18 protein-coding genes are annotated in these 17,093 nt (G+C 32.6%); 6 read left to right on the top strand and 12 right to left on the bottom strand.

What is annotated here, in order from left to right; all coding sequences use genetic code 11:
- Nucleotides 1-3,109: beta strand repeat-containing protein (locus P6733_RS06485; RefSeq protein WP_372339294.1), on the bottom strand; the 3,109-nt coding region annotated here is incomplete at its 3' end.
- Between the two features lie 87 nt (nt 3,110-3,196).
- Between P6733_RS06485 and P6733_RS06480 the strand changes: the two genes are divergently transcribed.
- Complete coding sequence (locus P6733_RS06480; RefSeq protein ID WP_306351129.1) at nt 3,197-4,216, top strand: SAM-dependent methyltransferase; 1,020 nt, start codon at nt 3,197-3,199, stop codon at nt 4,214-4,216.
- A gap of 16 nt (nt 4,217-4,232) precedes the next feature.
- On the opposite strand, the gene P6733_RS06475 is transcribed toward P6733_RS06480, so the two are convergent.
- Entirely contained in the window at nt 4,233-4,787 is a 555-nt protein-coding gene (locus P6733_RS06475) for a phage tail protein (protein ID WP_306351127.1), read from the bottom strand.
- Between the two features lie 227 nt (nt 4,788-5,014).
- On the opposite strand from P6733_RS06475, the gene P6733_RS06470 reads away from it, so the two are divergent.
- The 3 genes from P6733_RS06470 (at nt 5,015) to P6733_RS06460 (ending at nt 7,482) form a co-directional block, all read left to right on the top strand.
- On the top strand, nt 5,015-5,392 hold the full coding sequence (locus P6733_RS06470; RefSeq protein WP_306351125.1) for a hypothetical protein: 378 nt from the start codon (nt 5,015-5,017) through the stop codon (nt 5,390-5,392).
- 622 nt (nt 5,393-6,014) lie between these two features.
- The gene (locus tag P6733_RS06465) at nt 6,015-6,809 is read left to right on the top strand and encodes a sensor histidine kinase (protein WP_306351123.1); all 795 of its coding nucleotides are present in this window, start codon (nt 6,015-6,017) and stop codon (nt 6,807-6,809) included.
- A gap of 10 nt (nt 6,810-6,819) precedes the next feature.
- Nucleotides 6,820-7,482, top strand: a complete 663-nt coding sequence (locus P6733_RS06460; RefSeq protein ID WP_306351121.1) for a response regulator transcription factor — start codon at nt 6,820-6,822, stop codon at nt 7,480-7,482.
- 2 nt (nt 7,483-7,484) lie between these two features.
- Here P6733_RS06460 and P6733_RS06455 read toward each other — a convergent pair whose 3' ends face one another.
- Together P6733_RS06455 and P6733_RS06450 are read right to left on the bottom strand one after the other, a co-directional pair.
- Nucleotides 7,485-8,186: a LytR/AlgR family response regulator transcription factor gene (locus P6733_RS06455; RefSeq protein ID WP_306351119.1), complete on the bottom strand. Its 702-nt coding sequence runs from the start codon at nt 8,184-8,186 to the stop codon at nt 7,485-7,487.
- Entirely contained in the window at nt 8,183-9,229 is a 1,047-nt protein-coding gene (locus P6733_RS06450; protein ID WP_306351117.1) for a sensor histidine kinase, read from the bottom strand. Before P6733_RS06450 ends, P6733_RS06455 begins: the two co-directional genes overlap by 4 nt.
- A 224-nt stretch (nt 9,230-9,453) precedes the next feature.
- Here P6733_RS06450 and P6733_RS06445 point away from each other — a divergent pair, with 224 nt between their 5' ends.
- A complete protein-coding gene (locus P6733_RS06445) occupies nt 9,454-10,254 on the top strand; it encodes a DUF5694 domain-containing protein (RefSeq protein ID WP_306351115.1) in 801 nt (266 codons plus the stop codon).
- Here the strand turns inward: P6733_RS06445 and P6733_RS06440 are convergent, their stop codons facing one another.
- Nucleotides 10,255-11,520, bottom strand: a complete 1,266-nt coding sequence (locus P6733_RS06440) for a TraB/GumN family protein (RefSeq protein ID WP_306351113.1) — start codon at nt 11,518-11,520, stop codon at nt 10,255-10,257.
- Nucleotides 11,521-11,763: 243 nt separating this feature from the next.
- Here P6733_RS06440 and P6733_RS06435 point away from each other — a divergent pair, with 243 nt between their 5' ends.
- Complete coding sequence (locus P6733_RS06435) at nt 11,764-13,065, top strand: gliding motility protein GldB-related protein (protein ID WP_306351111.1); 1,302 nt, start codon at nt 11,764-11,766, stop codon at nt 13,063-13,065.
- Nucleotides 13,066-13,117: 52 nt separating this feature from the next.
- On the opposite strand, the gene P6733_RS06430 is transcribed toward P6733_RS06435, so the two are convergent.
- The 7 genes from P6733_RS06430 to P6733_RS06400 all read right to left on the bottom strand — a co-directional run bounded on the left by P6733_RS06430 (nt 13,118) and on the right by P6733_RS06400 (nt 17,090).
- Nucleotides 13,118-13,972, bottom strand: a complete 855-nt coding sequence (locus P6733_RS06430; RefSeq protein ID WP_306351109.1) for a methylated-DNA--[protein]-cysteine S-methyltransferase — start codon at nt 13,970-13,972, stop codon at nt 13,118-13,120.
- A gap of 125 nt (nt 13,973-14,097) precedes the next feature.
- Nucleotides 14,098-14,298 carry a helix-turn-helix transcriptional regulator gene (locus P6733_RS06425; protein WP_306351107.1) on the bottom strand — a complete coding sequence of 67 codons (201 nt, stop codon included), beginning with the start codon at nt 14,296-14,298 and terminating at the stop codon, nt 14,098-14,100.
- Between the two features lies 1 nt (nt 14,299).
- Nucleotides 14,300-14,707 carry a hypothetical protein gene (locus P6733_RS06420; protein ID WP_306351105.1) on the bottom strand — a complete coding sequence of 136 codons (408 nt, stop codon included), beginning with the start codon at nt 14,705-14,707 and terminating at the stop codon, nt 14,300-14,302.
- Nucleotides 14,708-14,892: 185 nt separating this feature from the next.
- Nucleotides 14,893-15,699 (bottom strand): hypothetical protein, encoded by an 807-nt coding sequence (locus P6733_RS06415; protein WP_306351103.1) that lies wholly within the window; start codon nt 15,697-15,699, stop codon nt 14,893-14,895.
- 1 nt (nt 15,700) lies between these two features.
- Nucleotides 15,701-16,228, bottom strand: coding sequence for a heavy-metal-associated domain-containing protein (locus P6733_RS06410; protein WP_306351101.1), 528 nt, complete (start codon nt 16,226-16,228; stop codon nt 15,701-15,703).
- A 5-nt stretch (nt 16,229-16,233) separates the two neighbouring features.
- Nucleotides 16,234-16,719, bottom strand: coding sequence for a peroxiredoxin family protein (locus P6733_RS06405; RefSeq protein ID WP_306351099.1), 486 nt, complete (start codon nt 16,717-16,719; stop codon nt 16,234-16,236).
- Between the two features lie 17 nt (nt 16,720-16,736).
- Complete coding sequence (locus P6733_RS06400; RefSeq protein WP_306351097.1) at nt 16,737-17,090, bottom strand: heavy-metal-associated domain-containing protein; 354 nt, start codon at nt 17,088-17,090, stop codon at nt 16,737-16,739.
- Nucleotides 17,091-17,093 lie beyond the last annotated feature (3 nt).

Here is a 17,093-nt window from a genome sequence, read left to right as displayed (position 1 = left end):
CAGCCATAGGAGTTGGTTCATTGATGGTGAAGTTTTGCGTTGTCGTGCAATTGTTCGCATCTGTAATCGTTACAGTGTAGTTTCCTGCAGTAAGTCCAGAAGCTGTCGCTGCTGTTCCCCCAGAAGGAGACCAAGAGTAAGTATATGCTCCAGTTCCACCTGATACAGTTACAGTTGCTGATCCATTACTACCACCATTACAAGGTACATCCGTTTGTACAGCTGTTACAGCCATAGGAGTTGGTTCATTGATGGTGAAGTTTTGCGTTGTCGTGCAATTGTTCGCATCTGTAATCGTTACAGTGTAGTTTCCTGCAGTAAGTCCAGAAGCTGTCGCTGCTGTTCCCCCAGAAGGTGCCCAAGAGTAAGTATATGCTCCAGTTCCACCTGATACAGTTACAGTTGCTGATCCATTACTACCACCATTACAAGGTACATCCGTTTGTACAGCTGTTACATCCATAGGAGTTGGTTCATTAATGGTGAAGTTTTGCGTTGTCGTGCAATTGTTCGCATCCGTAATCGTTACGGTGTAGTTTCCTACAGTAAGTCCAGAAGCCGTAGCCGCTGTTCCACCCGTAGGTGCCCAAGAGTAAGTATATGCTCCAGTTCCACCTGATACGGTTACAGTTGCTGATCCATTACTACCACCATTACAAGGTACATCCGTTTGTACAGCTGTTACTGCCATAGGAGTTGGTTCATTGATGGTGAAGTTTTGCGTTGTCGTGCAATTGTTCGCATCCGTAATCGTTACGGTGTAGTTTCCTGCAGTAAGTCCAGAAGCCGTAGCCGCTGTTCCACCAGTAGGTGCCCAAGAGTAAGTATAGGTAGGAGTTCCACCCGATACAGTTACAGTTGCTGATCCATTATTATTTCCATTGCAAGACACATTGTTTTGTGTTGTTGTGGCAACAATTGGAGCAGGTTGTGTAATAGTAAACGTTTTAGTTATTGAACATAAATTAGCATCGGTTATGGTTACGGTATAGATTCCAGGTACAAGTCCAGAGGCTGTCGCTGCCGTTCCTCCCGAAGGTGCCCAAGAGTAAGTATAGTTGGGAGTTCCCCCCGATACAGTTACGGTTGCTGATCCATTATTACCTCCATTGCAAGACACATTATTTTGTGTTGTTATGGCAGCAATTGGAGCAGGTTGACTGATGATAAAGTTTTTAGTTATTGAACATAAATTAGCATCTTTTATAGTTACCGTATAGGCTCCTGCAGTAAGTCCAGAAGCTGTCGCTGCCGTTCCACCCGACGGTGCCCAAGAGTAAGTATAGTTAGGAGTTCCCCCCGATACGGTTACTGTTGCTGATCCATCATTACTTCCATTGCAAGACACATTGTTTTGTGTTGTTGTAGCCGTAATTAGGGAAGGTTGACTGATGATAAAGTTTTTAGTTATTGAACATAAATTAGCATCCTTTATAGTTACCGTATAGACTCCTGCAGTAAGTCCAGAAGCTGTCGCTGCCGTTCCACCCGACGGTGCCCAAGAGTAAGTATAGTTAGGAGTTCCCCCTGATACGGTCACTGTTGCTGATCCATTATTACTTCCATTGCAAGACACATTGTTTTGTGTTGTTGTAGCCGTAATTAGGGAAGGTTGTGTAATGGTAAAGCTTTTGGTTAATGTACATGAATTCAGGTCAGTAATAGTTACCGTATAGACTCCAGGTGTAAGCCCTGAAGCTGTAGGTGCAGCCCCACCTGTTGGTGCCCAGGAATAGGTATAGTTAGGAGTTCCTCCCGATACAGTCACTGTTGCTGATCCATCAGTACCACCATTACATGAAACGTTGGTTTGTCCTGTTGTAGCCGTAATTAGGGAAGGTTGTGTAATGGTGAACGTTTTCGTTAATGTACATAAATTTAGGTCAGTAATCGTTACCGTATAATTTCCTGCAGTAAGTCCAGAAGCCGTAGCCGCTGTTCCACCAGTAGGTGCCCAAGAATAGGTATAAAAAGGAGTTCCCCCTGATACTATTACAGATGCTGACCCATTATTAGCACCGTTACAAGATACATCGGTTTGTATCATTGTAGCTGTTATTGCAGGAGGTTGTGTAATGGTAAAGTTTTTGGTTATTGTACATAAATTGGCATCCTTTATAGTTACCGTATAGGCTCCTGCTGTAAGTCCAGAGGCTGTAGCCGCTGTTCCACCCGACGGTGCCCATGAGTAAGTATAAGTTCCAGTTCCACCAGATGTCGTTACAGATGCAACACCATTATTAGTCCCATTACAAGATACATTGGTTTGTGATGTTGTAGCTGTAATTAATGAGGGCTGTGTAATTGTGAATGTAGTAGAATTAGAATTACCACAAGAATTTGTTACTGTACAAGTCCATAATCCAGGAGTTAGCCCTGTAACAGTGGGAGTTGCATCTCCAGTAGGATTACCAGGAGTCCAGTTGTATGTAAAACCTGTACCACCACTTGCCATTACAGATGCTGAGCCATTATTACCTCCATTACAAGACACATTGGTCTGAGCTAGAGGTGTTACAGTTACAGGAGTACAAAATTTTTGCCATTTCATAGCATCTAGTGCTATATAAGCGATTGATCCTGTTGTTGTAATTATATATTGATCAATTGAGGTAGAAGAATTGTCTGCTCCTCCATAATTGAGCATGTCAATAAGTGTAAAACCATTATTAACAATTGGGCTGATATTAAAACCTGTACTTGCCGATGCAGTAAATACGGTTGTTCCAGCTAATTTACCTGTGATTGTACAGGTTCCAGTAGTAGGGAAAGTACCATTAGAATTAGCAATGTATAAATACAATGATTTGAGTTGGAATACTGTAGCTCCTGCAGAAGATATTGTAAATTGTACTCCTACGTTAGGCGAAGCATGGCCGTCATTGTCAATATATTTATTGTCTGCGGAAATTCCATTCCAGCCTGATCCAGGATAGGCTGCTTGAATATCAAATGGACCTTGAGCTTGTGAGGTAATGTTAAATACCTGTCCGTTATCCGTAAAGCTCATCGATGCTGCTGTTTCATCTTCAAATGTTTCAGTTGTCTGTGCTGAAAACAGTTGATAGACTAAAAGAAATAGCAACGTAATAATGTAATTTTTTTTCATAATTTTATGAATGAGATTAACAATTTGTTTGTTTATTATACTTTCTAATGTTTTTTATTATTTATTTGTGCTTTTAAAACATTAAGTATGTATAAACAGGAATTAGCAGAAATTACACGTCATATTATTAATTCAAAAACAATAGTTGAAGAAATAGAATCTGCTAAACTTCTTTCAATTTTCTTTAAACAGTTTGTGTTTAATGACCATCATAGTTTAGTAAAACATAATGAGACAGTAACGGAAGGTGGTATTGCATTATCCTCTTTTGATGCGGCACTTTGTGTTGATGATTATTTGAGAACTGCACGTTTTATAAAAGGAGTATTTCAGGCCGTCAATGAACTTTATACTCGTTTTCCAGGTCAAAAAATAAACATATTGTATGCAGGCTGTGGCCCATATGCAACATTACTTTTACCACTTTTGCCCTTATTTGACAAAAATGATCTGGAAGCAATTTTATTAGATATTAATACTTCTTCAATCTCTTCAGTACGTAATCTTTTATCAAACATCGGTTTGATGGATTATGAAGTTAGAGCTAATCAGGCAGATGCAATTACTTACAAAAAACCGGATTCTTGGCCAATACATTTGTTGATCTCTGAAACAATGTATTATGCGCTGATTCGTGAACCTCAAGTTGCTATTGCAAGCAATCTTGTTCCACAAATGTTACCAAATGGTATTTTAATTCCTGAGGAAATAAATATTAATTTGGCTTATACATTTCATGTGAAAGAACCTTATCTTAAAAGTGATATTGACATAACAGAAGCTGTTTTTTCAGGGGAAGCTTATATTAACCGATATCATGTCGACCAGTTATTTTCAATAAATAAGAAGTCCGATTTAATTTTTAATGACACTATTGGATTTGAAAGTAGACTTTATGAGCTGCCACATAAATTTGATAATTATCCCGACGTTTGTATTTTAACAGAAATTAAAATTTTTAATAACCTTGAATTAAAAACTGGGGATTCCTATATTACTAATCCATATTGTATTCTTTCATTGCCGAATTTTACAGCTTATAAATCCTTTAAGCTGATATATCCTTTTGGAGAAACACCAAAATGGATCTATCAGCTTGAAGGTTAGTTTTTTTTAAAAATTATTAGGGTCTAGGAGGATAAATACCATTCACGCAAATAATATAATTTAAACCTAATGAAGGTTGTATATTATTAACAGGTATACCAGAACCTGATATTCCTGTTGTTACAGATCCATTATTTAAGACTACATTTGGAGCAGCGGCATTGTATCCTAGCGTTCCTACAAATGATCTACCTGATATTGCCCCTGGGGTGGCAATACTATTTCCGGCTACAGGTGTACTAACAGTTGAATCACCTGAATTTACAGATAATTGTCCAGCATGATTATGAGGTGGCATATTACTGAGAAGAATAGAATTATTCTCTGTACCGATTACTTCACCAGGAATATAATTTGATAAGCCTATACCTTGACCTGCGCCAACAGCAACTCTACTTCTTAGATCGGGTAACATAAAATTAGTTTGACCATTTCCTCCATAAGTAGTTCCTATGATTGCAAATAATGTTTGATATTGATTAATTCCTAATGTTTGTCCTGCACAAAACTCATAATTTTGAGGTGCGTAGCTACCTGCAAATAATTTGATAATTCCAATGTATTCGTCCATAATTTCTAGGTTTTTAAGTTTATAGCACAAATTTAATTTATCCCTAATTCTTAAAAGCGGGTAGAAATACCTGTTTTGGTGTCTGAAATTCTCTATTTGTTATTTTTTAACTTTATTATTAGAATAATATAATGTTTTTATGGTGCATCATGAGAATAAATTCATAATAAAAGTGGTAAGTTTGTAGTACTATTAACCGAAAAAAATAATCAAAAAATCAAAAAATTATGTCTGACGAAAATAAATTCGACACTACAATTAAATTAGATGTTGCTCAAAAATGGGCTAGAAGATGGAGAGAAGAAGAAAGTACTTACAATGCACACAATGAGTTACATGCTTTTTTAATTCCTAAAGAAGATTTATTAGGTATTCTATCAGAAGAGATAGATGCAGTAAGAGCTTATATCGGAGTTGATGATGATAATATTGAAAAATTAATGTTTGTAGGAGCTCGTTATGATAAGAAAGTAGAAACTTATATTGATATGATTACTGTTGAATCAAATAGATCAGATGGTCAAATCTATGATTTTACAAGACCATGCCCTCCTTCTTGTGATATTACAAGTCCATTAAACGATGTTTTCCGCCCTATAGAATAGAACATAAACTTTAATAAATGGATGGATTAAAAATTGTATCCAGTATTGGATATGTAATCCTTTTTATCAATATTATAATTTACATTATAGGCTTTTTTAAGAATAAAAAAGCCTATAAATTTTTTGTTTTTTATCTTTTTAGTATTGGGGTTATTCAGTTAGTGATGGAAGTCTATGCATCTCATAGAATGAACAATCATTTTCTTTCAAATTATTATCTTTTCTTCCAGTTTGTACTGGTTAGTTTTTTTTATTATCATAATTTTCGAGGGATAAATGATAAGAAAAGTAATATTATAAAATATACTTCTAGTGCTATTTTCGTAGCACTTATGATACAGTATCTGATTGATCCAAAATTATATCACACTTTCAATTCAATAGGTTTTTTAGGTACAGCTTCAGTTTTAATAGTATATTCTGTACTATATTTTGATGAGCTATTGACAAAAAAGTTGTATTTTTATTATGTTAATATTGGCATTTTCTTTTACTTATTGAGTAGTGTTTTAATTTTTGCGTCAGCAGCTTCATTTGTTTCTTTTGGTAATGATATGGATCTCCTGATATGGGAAATTAATGGGGTCTTATTTATTATATATCAATTATTAATAACTTATGAATGGCGGAAGAATTTTTCTCTGAACAAAATAAAGCAGGATTGATTGTAATTAGTGGTGTTTTTCTCATGTTTTTGATGGGAATAATATTGATGGTATTCTTTTATTTTTCAAAAAGAAAGATAGTTCAAAAAGAAATGGAAAAAAAAGATGCTGAGGTACAGTTTCATAAAGATCTTTTGCAATCCACGATTATGACACAGGAAGAAGAACGCAAAAGAATAGCTCATGATTTACATGATGATATCAGTTCTAAATTGAATATTATTTCTTTGAACTGTCATATATTATCAATGAAAGATCTTAAAGAGACGGAAGCCAAAACAACCATCGAAAATATACTTGAATTATCGGGAAAAGCGATTGAGAGTTCAAGACAAATCGCGCACAATTTGTTTCCTCCAGTATTGGAACGATTTGGATTAGACGCAGGTATTGAGGAACTATGTAATGAATTTAGTAGTAGCGGACATGTTAAGGTAAATTATAATAATAATGCCAATATGGAACGATTGGACAGTAAAATGAATTTACATGTCTTTAGAATCCTCCAAGAGCTGATGAATAATTCACTGAGACATGGTAAAGCCACCATAATAGACGTTTCTTTTGATGAAAATCAAGGAAAAATAAGATGTAGTTATAAGGATAATGGTATTGGTTTCGATACCTCAAGTATTGAATTCAGTAGGGGGTTAGGGATGAAAAATATAGAAAGTAGAATTGATTATATGGATGCTAAAATCGGGGTTACATCCAGTATTAATAACGGGGTAAAAATTAGTATGGAATTTTAACTTCAGCGATATGATACGTATAGTTTTAGCAGACGACGAACCTTTGTTTAGAAGTGGAATTGCTTTCCTTCTACAAAGGGAAGAAAACATTGAGATTGTTTATGAAGCTTCTAATGGGGAAGAATTAATGACCTATTTAGAACAAGAAAAAGAACTTCCTGATATTATTATTATGGATATTCGAATGCCTATTTTAGATGGCATTAATGCCACTAAAATGGTAGGGCATATGTATCCCGATATAAAAGTGGTTGTTCTGACCAGTTACAACACAAAATCATTCATTATTAATATGATTGACTTGGGTGCTGCATCCTATTTAATGAAAAATGCCACACCACAAGAGTTAATTACTACGATTCAAACTCTAAGTACCAAAGGATTTTATTACAATGATTTGGTGATGGAAGTGATTCATGAAAAATCAAAACATTATAATAATGCCAAAAAGAAGAGCTATTTTAGTGAAATTCTAACCTGCAGAGAAAAAGAAATTCTAAAACTAATTTGCCTACAGCTTAATACTAATGAAATGGCGAGTAAACTATTCATTAGTATGCGAACCGTAGAAGGACATCGCAATAATCTGATGTTAAAAACAGATTCAAAAAACGTGGCAGGATTAGTTGTTTTTGCTCTGAAAAATGAAATTATTGTATTGGATGATCTTTAGAATCAAATCGTATTTTCATTTATTCGCTTGAAAAAAGCATCTTTGAAGGTAGCCCCAATTGGGATTTCTTTTCCGGCAATCTGAATAGAAAAACTATCGGTTTGCATAATTTGTTTTAATGCAACAATAAATGATTTATGAATTTGAATAAAATCTTGTTGGGGCAATGACTCTACTACATTTTTAAGAGAAGAATGGGTGATATATTGCTGTTCCTTTGTATGTATGCAAACATAGTTCTGTAGAGCTTCTGCATAGAGGATATCTTTCAGAAATAATTTGGAGAATTTATTTTTACCATCAGTTTTCACAAAAATAAAATCTTGACTAATTGGAGTACTATCTATATTTTTAACAGTGTTTAATTTGGTAACAGCCTGATAAAAACGTTCAAAGGCAATAGGCTTCAATAAGTAATCGACAGCATTAAGCTCATATCCTTCCATAGCAAAGTCTGGATAAGCTGTTGTGAAAATGATTTGAATATCTTTTGATATGATTTTGGATAGTTGTAATCCTGTTAATTGAGGCATTTGAATATCCAGAAAAACTAAATTGACTGCATGTGAGTTTAAAAACTCCAAAGCTTTCAAGGAATCGTTGAATGTACCTACTTTTTCCAAGAAAGAAACTTTCTCTACGTAGTTTTCAAGCAATCGTATTGCAGGCGGTTCGTCGTCAACGATGATACATTTCAATTTCATGAATTTCTCTTTAATGGGATTTTTAAATAGGTCATAAATATATTATTTTCTGTGAACTTTTTGAGTTTAAAATCTCCTTTATAAGCATATTCTAAACGTTTTATTAAATTCTCATATCCAATCCCTGTAGAGGTATAATTTTCTCCATTCTGGATAAGATTAGATGTAGATATTTCTAAAAAAGAAGATTCAATTTTTATATTTATTCTAGCCATTATTTCCTTTTGATTCAATTGACCATGTTTAAAAACATTTTCAACAAAATGAATAAGTACAGCCGGTAAAATAGTTTCATTAGTAGAACTTCCGTCTATTGAAAAATCCAAATAAAGTTGATTTTCAAATCGTTTTTGTTGGAGGTGGATATAGTTTTGGACGAATTCAATTTCTTTAGATAACAATACATTCTCCTTATCATTCTCAGTAATCAGATAGCGAAGTAAATTTGATAAAGTCATTAAATCGGAAGCCGTTTTTGGATCCTTTTCAACCCAATCACTATAGAAAGAGTTTAAGGTGTTGAATAAGAAATGTGGGCTGACTTGGGATTTTAATAATTGAAATTCAGCTTTTTTATTTTCCAAAAATAATTGTTGATTCTGATTTTGAGAAAGTTGAAACTGCCAATACAAATACATTAATGTACTAACAACAAGAGAAGGTAGCCCAAAGAAAAAATTATCTCGAATATAATGTCCAATGGCTCGGGAGGCTTCTACATAGTTATGAATTCCTGTAATTTCAAAAAGTACAACTTCTTGTATAAAGTATCGTACTCCTGCAAATAATAGCAACGTAATAGGAGTAGAGAGTAGGAAAAGTACAATCCGTTTTTTATTTAAAAACCAATGACAAAATGTATAGAAATTGATAATATAAACAATAAAAAGAGATAGAAACTGACTGAGCGTAAATAGAATAATAAAAGAATTGAAGTTTTCAAAAAAATTAATCTCTTTAACGCCAATATCCCAAAGAAAAAAAATAAAATAAAGCCCGATGAATAGGAGAATATGATAATAAAAAGGAATTTTAACTTTCATGGTTAGGGTGTAAGTGTAGTTCAAAAATACAACTATGTTTTGAACGAAATGAATATTTATACCAACTCATCTTTTTGAGTGATGAACATAAAAAAATGTTACACGAAATTTTTGAAACTGAAATTCTTTGCGTTGGAAATAGATTATGATGGGTTCATCAAAAGTTTAAAATTCTCTTGAAGTATCAGTATACTTTTGACAAGAATTTAATAACTAAAATCATTATGAAAAAAATCATCGTACTACTAGTTCTTTTTTGCTTAAATATTGCATTTGCTCAAACAAAGAAAAAACAGATTCTTTTAATTGGAACGTTCCATTTTGAAAACCCTGGCTTAGACGTAGCTAAAGTCAATAGCTTTAATGTGATGACAGATAAGAGCCAAAAAGAATTGGAAAATATGGCGAATAAAATAAAGAAATTTTCCCCAGATAAAATTTTCATCGAATGGAATTACCAAAAACAGGAAAGTTTAGATAAGTTTTATGGTAAAAATAGTGACAGTTTAATGCAGAAAAAATCAAATGAAATTGTACAATTAGCTATTCGATCTGCTAAGAAATTGAATCATAAAAAAATATATGGAATTGACTATAGAGAAACTTTTTTCCCATACGATAGTTTGAAGAATGGAATGAAAGAGGCGAATCAATTGGATTTGATTAAAAAGAATGAAGATGAAATGAAAGTATATGAAAGAGAGCAAAATAAATTAAGAGAGAAATTAACGTTAACAGAACTACTATTAGAGTGCAATACAGAAAAAGCAATGAATTCTGATCTTGGATGGTATGTAGGAACTGCAAATAGAGCAGGTAAGATAGATAATTTTGTAGGTGCCTACTTGGTTTCAGAATGGTATAGAAGAAACTTGTATATGTATTCTCTAATCCAAAAACTGACAGAAGAAAAAGATGATAAAGTAATGGTTTTATTAGGAGCCAGTCATATTGCAGTGATTCGCGATATTATAAAACACGATCCAAGATTTGAGATAGTGGAATTGAAAGATGTATTGAAATAGTTATTTTGAAATAGGTTGAGTTGCTTCAGAATCACGAACTAAAATGATATATTGAAAATAATCCGTTGTATATTTTCCATTCTCATTTAAAAGTAAGCGTTGCCCCTTTGGCATTGTATCCGCATAGTGAATGACAATGTTTTTATGGAAGAAAGGAGAAGCAATTCCGGCTAAATTGAATAAAGTATTAGAATTAGGTTTTGTAACAATTTTAAAGTCTTCAATACCTTCCATATTTATAAGTTCACCGTCATGATTAAAATGTTTTGTGGCGGTGAATTTTTTATCTTTTTCTTGCCATGCCTCTGGAAGAGCTATAGTAGGAATAGTCATTTTTGAGTTAACATATAGAAGAGCAAGAGAAAGGATTTTTCCATCTAACTGTAAATCTGGATTTTTTTCAATTTTAGTGGCTAAGAACTCGCTTTTACCTTCATTTCCTTTGGATTGTAATATATGAGCAAACCCAAAGAACCCGTATAGTTTTTTATTCTCCCATTCTTTAATTTTATAAAGGCTAGTAAAATTTTCATACAAGGTTACTTCTCTGGAAGATTTTAATAACGTACAATTTGTAAGGGCAAATTCTAAAGCATTAAATGGTTTAGGATTAGACTTAAAATCTTTGTTTTGTTGTAATTGCTCCAAAAGTTGTGTGGAAATATTGATAATTGATGCATCCTCTTTTTTATCCAATGCCTCTAATAATGGGCCGAAAACTAAGCTCGTCTTCTGAATGAATTTATTCTTTTGAAGTATTCTAATATACTTGGCTACAAGGATTGAATTTTGAATTTTGTCAATACCTTCAAAGTGAATCCTTTGATTGGGCTGCAACGTTTGATTCAATTGTCGAATCTTTTTTATTTTGTTCTGAAAATCAGTATTAGCCCATTGTGCATCTTGTTCAACCCAATCCTGAAAAACAATATCGATAAGTTTTTCATCACCCGTTTTTAAATATTGATTTAGAAAGTAGGCTTTGGCAAAATCTATTTCTGCTATATATGTCGTTACATTTATTTTTTTATTTAATAAAGTTAAGAGAGTATAATCAATATCTTGACCGCTTTTAATTCCATGAATCTCACCTACTAAATACAATTGATGCTTGTAAAATTGTGGATCAATCGTCTCTATACTGTTTGCTAAATCGGCGAATACATCAATGGAATGGCTCGATAAATAAGCAGTTGTGCTTTGAGAAGAACTATTAATAGATAATAATAAGGTTATAATCGAAAGCAATTTCTGGAATAAATTCATTTGTTGGTAGGTAAATAGTATGAGTTCCAAATTACATTAATTATTTAAATGGGAACTGTTATTTTTATTTCTTATAAAAGAAGTTAAAAAGCAAATAAGAGTAGTTTTAATTTTTAAATATTAAGTGTAAATACACTTAGGATTTTATTAAGGTGTTAAAATGCTAAGGAATAAACATTTTTGGTTTTGCCGTTTATATGGAGTTCGATACATTTGTCTCTCTATATATTATAAAAAAGCACTATGAAAGCATTTTTTCTGATCCTTACAGTTCTATTATCTACCCATTCTTTCTCTCAAAAAACACAAAAAATCTATACTTCTGATATCGATAATTTCTGGACTGCATATGACAGCGTTCAACAAGTCAGTGATTTTTCAAAAAAGATAAATTTAATAAATAAGTTATATATTGATAAAGGCACTAAAGGGCTGAAAGCCTTCATGGAAACAAGACAATACAATGATACACTTTGGGTTGAGTTGATTGAAAAATATCCTAAGTTTTGGAATTCTATAAGAGCAAACACTTTATCGGTTAAAAAGAAAACTGCTGATTTTGAAAAAGTAATTGAAAATTTGAAAAGATTATACCCAGAGTTAAAAGATGCAGAGATGTATTTTACAATTGGAGGATTACGTTCTGGTGGAACGGTAAAAGGAAATATGGTTTTAATTGGTGCTGAAATTGCTACTGGAGATTACTTGACCGATGTTTCTGAATTTAAGAATAACTGGTTGAAAAATGTATTTGCAGAACAATCATTAGACAATATTACATCCTTAAACATCCATGAATACATCCATACTCAGCAAAATGAAGGAAAAGGTTCTATGCTTCTTAATCAATGCATTAGTGAAGGTTCGTGTGATTTCATAACAGAATTAGTGATGCAAAACACGCTACAGAGAAAATATCTTTCTTATGGAAATGAGCATGAGAAAAAAATAAAAGAATCATTTAAGAAAGAAATGTTTTCTAGTGATTTTTCTAATTGGTTGTATAATGGAGATCAAAAAGAGGAAAGTGCTGATTTGGGATATTATATTGGATATGAAATTTGTAAAGCTTACTACAATCAATCAAAAGACAAAAAAAAGGCTATAAAAGAGATTATAGAATTGGATTATGGGAATACTAAAGCCGTCGAGAATTTTTTATCAAAATTTAAATTCTATCCAGAGAAAATTAATAAAAAGAAAATCATAGAAGAATATTCGAAGAACCAACCATTCATCGTAGAGATTAATCCTTCTATCAATGATAATAATGATGTAAATCCTGATTTAAAAGAACTTAGGGTGACTTTTTCTAAGGAAATGATGCCTAAGAATTATTCCATAAGTTTTTCGGAAAAGGGAAAAGACTATTTTCCTCTTACTGGTGTAAAAGGTTTTGAAAACAATGACAAAACGATGGTAATGAATGTAGGTCTCAAGCCCAATAAAGAATATGAATTTGTGATTACGAATCGAAGTTTTAAATCAAAAGATGGATATCCTTTGAAAGAAACTACATATACTATCAAATTCAAAACAAAATAAAAACTAGATCCGTAGTTAATAGTAAATACTGATAGGAAAATATAGATTGAATTTATTCAGATACTTCAATATCTGTTTTTATTCCTTCCCAACCAATGATAGCTGTTTTACGAGTAGTTCCCCACATATAACCACCAAAGTTTCCTGTAGATTGTATTACCCGATGACAGGGAATGAGAAAAGCTACAGGATTACTACCTATAGCAGTACCGACGGCTCTAGACGCATTTGGGTTTTCTATTTTCTGAGCAATTGCACCATAGGTAGATAATTTACCCATTGGAATTTTCAATAATGCTTGCCATACCTTAAGTTGAAAATCAGTGCCTTTTAAATGCAATTTTATTTCAGGTAATTTACTCCAATCGTTTTGGAAAATGAAAAGAGCATTTTGCTGAATCAGATCTAATTTTTGAATGAAAAGTGCATTAGGATATCTTTGTTGCAAATGGGTAAAAGCTTCTTTTTCCTCATTATAAAAAGCCATATGACAAATGCCCTTAGTTGTTGAAGCAACGAGTATATTACCAAAGGGACTTTCTGCAAAACTGTAATTAATTAGTAAATTCTTACCACCATTCTTATATTCTGCAGGTGTCATCCCTTCTATTTTTATAAATAGATCGTGCAAGCGACTTGTACTGGACAAGCCTGTTTCATAAGCAGTATCAAATAAAGTAGTATGATCTTCTTTCAGAATTTTTTTAGCATGCTCAATGCTTATGTATTGAAGAAATTTTTTAGGACTCGTTCCTGCCCAATCCGTAAATAACCGTTGGAAATGGTATGGACTCATGTTTACCTTTTCGGCTACCTGATCAAGATTAGGTTGTGCTTTAAAATGTTCCTGGATATAATCGATGGCATCAGCGATACGATTATAATTCATTTGTTCTTGCTCATTCATCTTACCAAAGTTTTATAGCACAAAGATCCTTCATTTTTTAAGTAGATAAAATCCGAAACTTGCTATAAATATACTATCTCACTATGATTTGTATTTTAAGGAAGCATTATAGATATAAAAAGAGACTAATCTTCGTTTTCTAATTCGAAAATGTCATTTACAGAAGTATTAAATACTTTTGAAATTTTAAGTGCTAGCACTGTAGATGGAATATATTTTTGTGATTCAATCGAATTGATCGTTTGTCGGGATACACTAATTTGATCTGCTAATTCCTGCTGTGTCATATTTAATTTAGCGCGCTCTACTTTTAATGTATTTTTCATTTTAATTGGCTTTTTTCTGTACAGCGTAGGTAAAAATAAAAAAGAGTAACATAGTAGCGATGAGTTGTTGGCTTGATATTTCAGCTATAGGTTCAGAGAACACAACATCAACAAGTGGTTGAAGTATAACTAAAATAATACCAAATACAAATGCTCTTACCATCGACATGAATCGGATGTGCAAAGTCATCTCATCTTCAATTTTATCTCTTGACCACGCAATAAAGAATAACCCTAAGATTATTATATTCATGGCTAGTAGCTTTATTATAGCTTTATGGCTGTGTAATTCGGGTAAAGATAGTCTAATAATAATGGGAATAATAATCGCTAATACTACGATGGCGATTCCTATTTTTTTAAAATAGTTTGGAAGTAATCCTTTTTTGTTGGCAGTAAGTGTTTTCATGATGTAAATTTAGTTAGTCTTTTTGTAAAGTTTAGTTTTCATAATGACAAATATACTTTACATTTTGATATAAAAAAATAAATTCCTTTTTTTATTACTCACTTTAATCCTATAAAAGATAAAAGTTCCAATAAACGAAGTGTCTATTGGAACTTTTATATCATAATTCTATTTTAAAAGCCTACTTATTTCGTAACATTGAAAAATGTGTACTCAAGTTTTAAATAAAAACCATCCGAAGTTAAACGTTCCATAGAATTGTATAATTCTTTTCGATAAGCAATATCAATTCGTGCCTGACTATTAATAATGAATTGAATAGAAGGAACAACATCGAGATAAGACCTTCCGTTTTCCGTAACCGTTTGACCTACAAATTCCAACATCGTATTAATATTCGTTTGTTTGAAACTAGTATATTTTTTTGGATGCATAAGTCGCCCGATAGAAAATGTATAATTCATAGCACTGTTCCCTTGAAATTCAGGAAACTTGTACCGATCATTATCTAAGGCATGTCCATAACTTAAAGAAGAGCTAATAGCTACTTTTTTAAGTAATTGAGTAGCAACGATACCCGCTTCAAAACCAGAGTTTCCATTCATCAGATCGATGGCTTCATGGTTAATAGCGGAATTATTCCAACTGTAACGACCAAAAGCAGCCATACGAAAATGACTTTGTAAATCATCTACCGAAAAAAAACGGTATTTAGCATAAACACCACCACCTCTAGCTTGAAATCCATTATTGGCATTACTAAAGAAAGCTGAACCACGAACCATTAAATTTTTATTGATTCCCCAAGTAACCTCAGGGGATAAATTATACATGGTACCACCTTCCATTTGGTCTTTCATGAAAGATTGACCTACACGAACCCCCACGGAACCTGCGGGTACATTACTTGCTGGCTCGGTAACTACAAATAATTCCTGAGCCTTAATTTGAAATGAAATAAACAGTAATAATGCAATTGAAAGATATCTCATTTTATAGGGTCTTTAAATGATAATCATTTTCATTCTCCGTCATGTAACTTGGATGTTTTGAATATGATTTAGTTAGTTTTTTATACTCTTTTTGTGTTACATAACCTTTGTCTAAAACTCTGAATTTACTTTCATTATCTGAAATTTGAGTTTTAGGATCAATGAAGATATAAGATACATCATCTATTTTTGCAACAGAATTATCTTCAACTTTTGCAGCATCAATTTTCATGGTTAATACCATTGAACCAACAAAAAAACCTGCTTTTTCAACAGCATTTTTTAATACTTTAGGCTGTAAAGTGCTATTCTCTTTAAAATAAACCGTGAAGGTATTAGTATTCAAATCAGTACTGATACTATCGACTTCTGCCATTGACTTTAATTGTTTGTTGATGGCATTTGAGCACATCGAACAAGTTAATCCAGTAGCAATTATTTCGGCTTTAGAGATTTGAGCATTTGATTGTACACCGATTAGAAAAACTAAAAGGCTTAGAGCTATATATTTTAGGTTGAATGTTTTCATTTTTTTTATTTTTTAAGTTTGATCTGGGCAATTATTTGAGCTTCAGTAGGATTAATGGCAATCAGTTTCCCAGAAGCATTGAAAAGATAAGCAGCAGGCAATGTTTCTGCTCCAAAAGCAACAGCCGATTTGGCATCAAAACCTTTAGGGTCAATTAATTGCTGGTGTTTCATTTTGTCTTTCTCTATGGCTTTTAACCATTTTGATTGATCAGTATCAATTGATATTCCTACGATTTCAAAATTTTGACTTTTGTACTTTTCGTATAACTTCACTAACTTTTTATTTCCTAATCGACATGGCGCACACCATGATGCCCAAAAGTCTACTAAAACTGTTTTTCCTTTTAAAGAGCTCAGTTTTACAGTAGTATTTTGATTGTTTTGAAGTGTAATATCAGGATAAGTATCACCAACTTTTATTTGAGCATTTACCATAGAAAAGCTAATAAGAAAGACCAATAAAACAACGGTGTTTTTTATATTAAACATAATAGGTTGATTTAAGATTATTGTTTATTAGGTTCTCTTTCATATTGACAACATCCATGCAATTGATTATAGACATCGTCTGGTGCTGTTGCTTTTTCACTGTCATATCCCGCAAGGGCTACACGTTTTAAAATCTCGTTGATGTTAGTTTTCTTCGCATCGTAAGTAACCGTTGCTATTTTGGTATTTTCATCCCAATTTAATTGCGCTACTTTTTTCTGATTAGCAGCAGTTTCAATAGTTTTTTTGCACATACTGCAGTTACCATTGATTTTTACAGATTCCGTTGTACTGTTTTTTATTTGCGCATTCGCAAAAGAGACTGATAACAATAGAACCATTGTCATCAATAATTTATATATAGAATTCATGTT

Origin of the sequence: Flavobacterium aerium (assembly GCF_030766725.1) — a bacterium.
GTDB lineage: Bacteria > Bacteroidota > Bacteroidia > Flavobacteriales > Flavobacteriaceae > Flavobacterium > Flavobacterium aerium.
The sequence above is the reverse complement of the archived record's forward strand: the minus strand, read 5'-3'. Positions and strand labels throughout refer to the sequence as shown.

Excerpts from the sequence above, each read along its gene's own strand:
- P6733_RS06480 (WP_306351129.1), top strand. The coding sequence starts at position 3,197 with ATGTATAAACAGGAATTAGCAGAAATTACACGTCATATTATTAATTCA.
- P6733_RS06475 (WP_306351127.1), bottom strand. The coding sequence starts at position 4,787 with ATGGACGAATACATTGGAATTATCAAATTATTTGCAGGTAGCTACGCA.
- P6733_RS06470 (WP_306351125.1), top strand. The coding sequence starts at position 5,015 with ATGTCTGACGAAAATAAATTCGACACTACAATTAAATTAGATGTTGCT.
- P6733_RS06465 (WP_306351123.1), top strand. The coding sequence starts at position 6,015 with ATGGCGGAAGAATTTTTCTCTGAACAAAATAAAGCAGGATTGATTGTA.
- P6733_RS06460 (WP_306351121.1), top strand. The coding sequence starts at position 6,820 with ATGATACGTATAGTTTTAGCAGACGACGAACCTTTGTTTAGAAGTGGA.
- P6733_RS06455 (WP_306351119.1), bottom strand. The coding sequence starts at position 8,186 with ATGAAATTGAAATGTATCATCGTTGACGACGAACCGCCTGCAATACGA.
- P6733_RS06450 (WP_306351117.1), bottom strand. The coding sequence starts at position 9,229 with ATGAAAGTTAAAATTCCTTTTTATTATCATATTCTCCTATTCATCGGG.
- P6733_RS06445 (WP_306351115.1), top strand. The coding sequence starts at position 9,454 with ATGAAAAAAATCATCGTACTACTAGTTCTTTTTTGCTTAAATATTGCA.
- P6733_RS06440 (WP_306351113.1), bottom strand. The coding sequence starts at position 11,520 with ATGAATTTATTCCAGAAATTGCTTTCGATTATAACCTTATTATTATCT.
- P6733_RS06435 (WP_306351111.1), top strand. The coding sequence starts at position 11,764 with ATGAAAGCATTTTTTCTGATCCTTACAGTTCTATTATCTACCCATTCT.
- P6733_RS06430 (WP_306351109.1), bottom strand. The coding sequence starts at position 13,972 with ATGAATGAGCAAGAACAAATGAATTATAATCGTATCGCTGATGCCATC.
- P6733_RS06425 (WP_306351107.1), bottom strand. The coding sequence starts at position 14,298 with ATGAAAAATACATTAAAAGTAGAGCGCGCTAAATTAAATATGACACAG.
- P6733_RS06420 (WP_306351105.1), bottom strand. The coding sequence starts at position 14,707 with ATGAAAACACTTACTGCCAACAAAAAAGGATTACTTCCAAACTATTTT.
- P6733_RS06415 (WP_306351103.1), bottom strand. The coding sequence starts at position 15,699 with ATGAGATATCTTTCAATTGCATTATTACTGTTTATTTCATTTCAAATT.
- P6733_RS06410 (WP_306351101.1), bottom strand. The coding sequence starts at position 16,228 with ATGAAAACATTCAACCTAAAATATATAGCTCTAAGCCTTTTAGTTTTT.
- P6733_RS06405 (WP_306351099.1), bottom strand. The coding sequence starts at position 16,719 with ATGTTTAATATAAAAAACACCGTTGTTTTATTGGTCTTTCTTATTAGC.
- P6733_RS06400 (WP_306351097.1), bottom strand. The coding sequence starts at position 17,090 with ATGAATTCTATATATAAATTATTGATGACAATGGTTCTATTGTTATCA.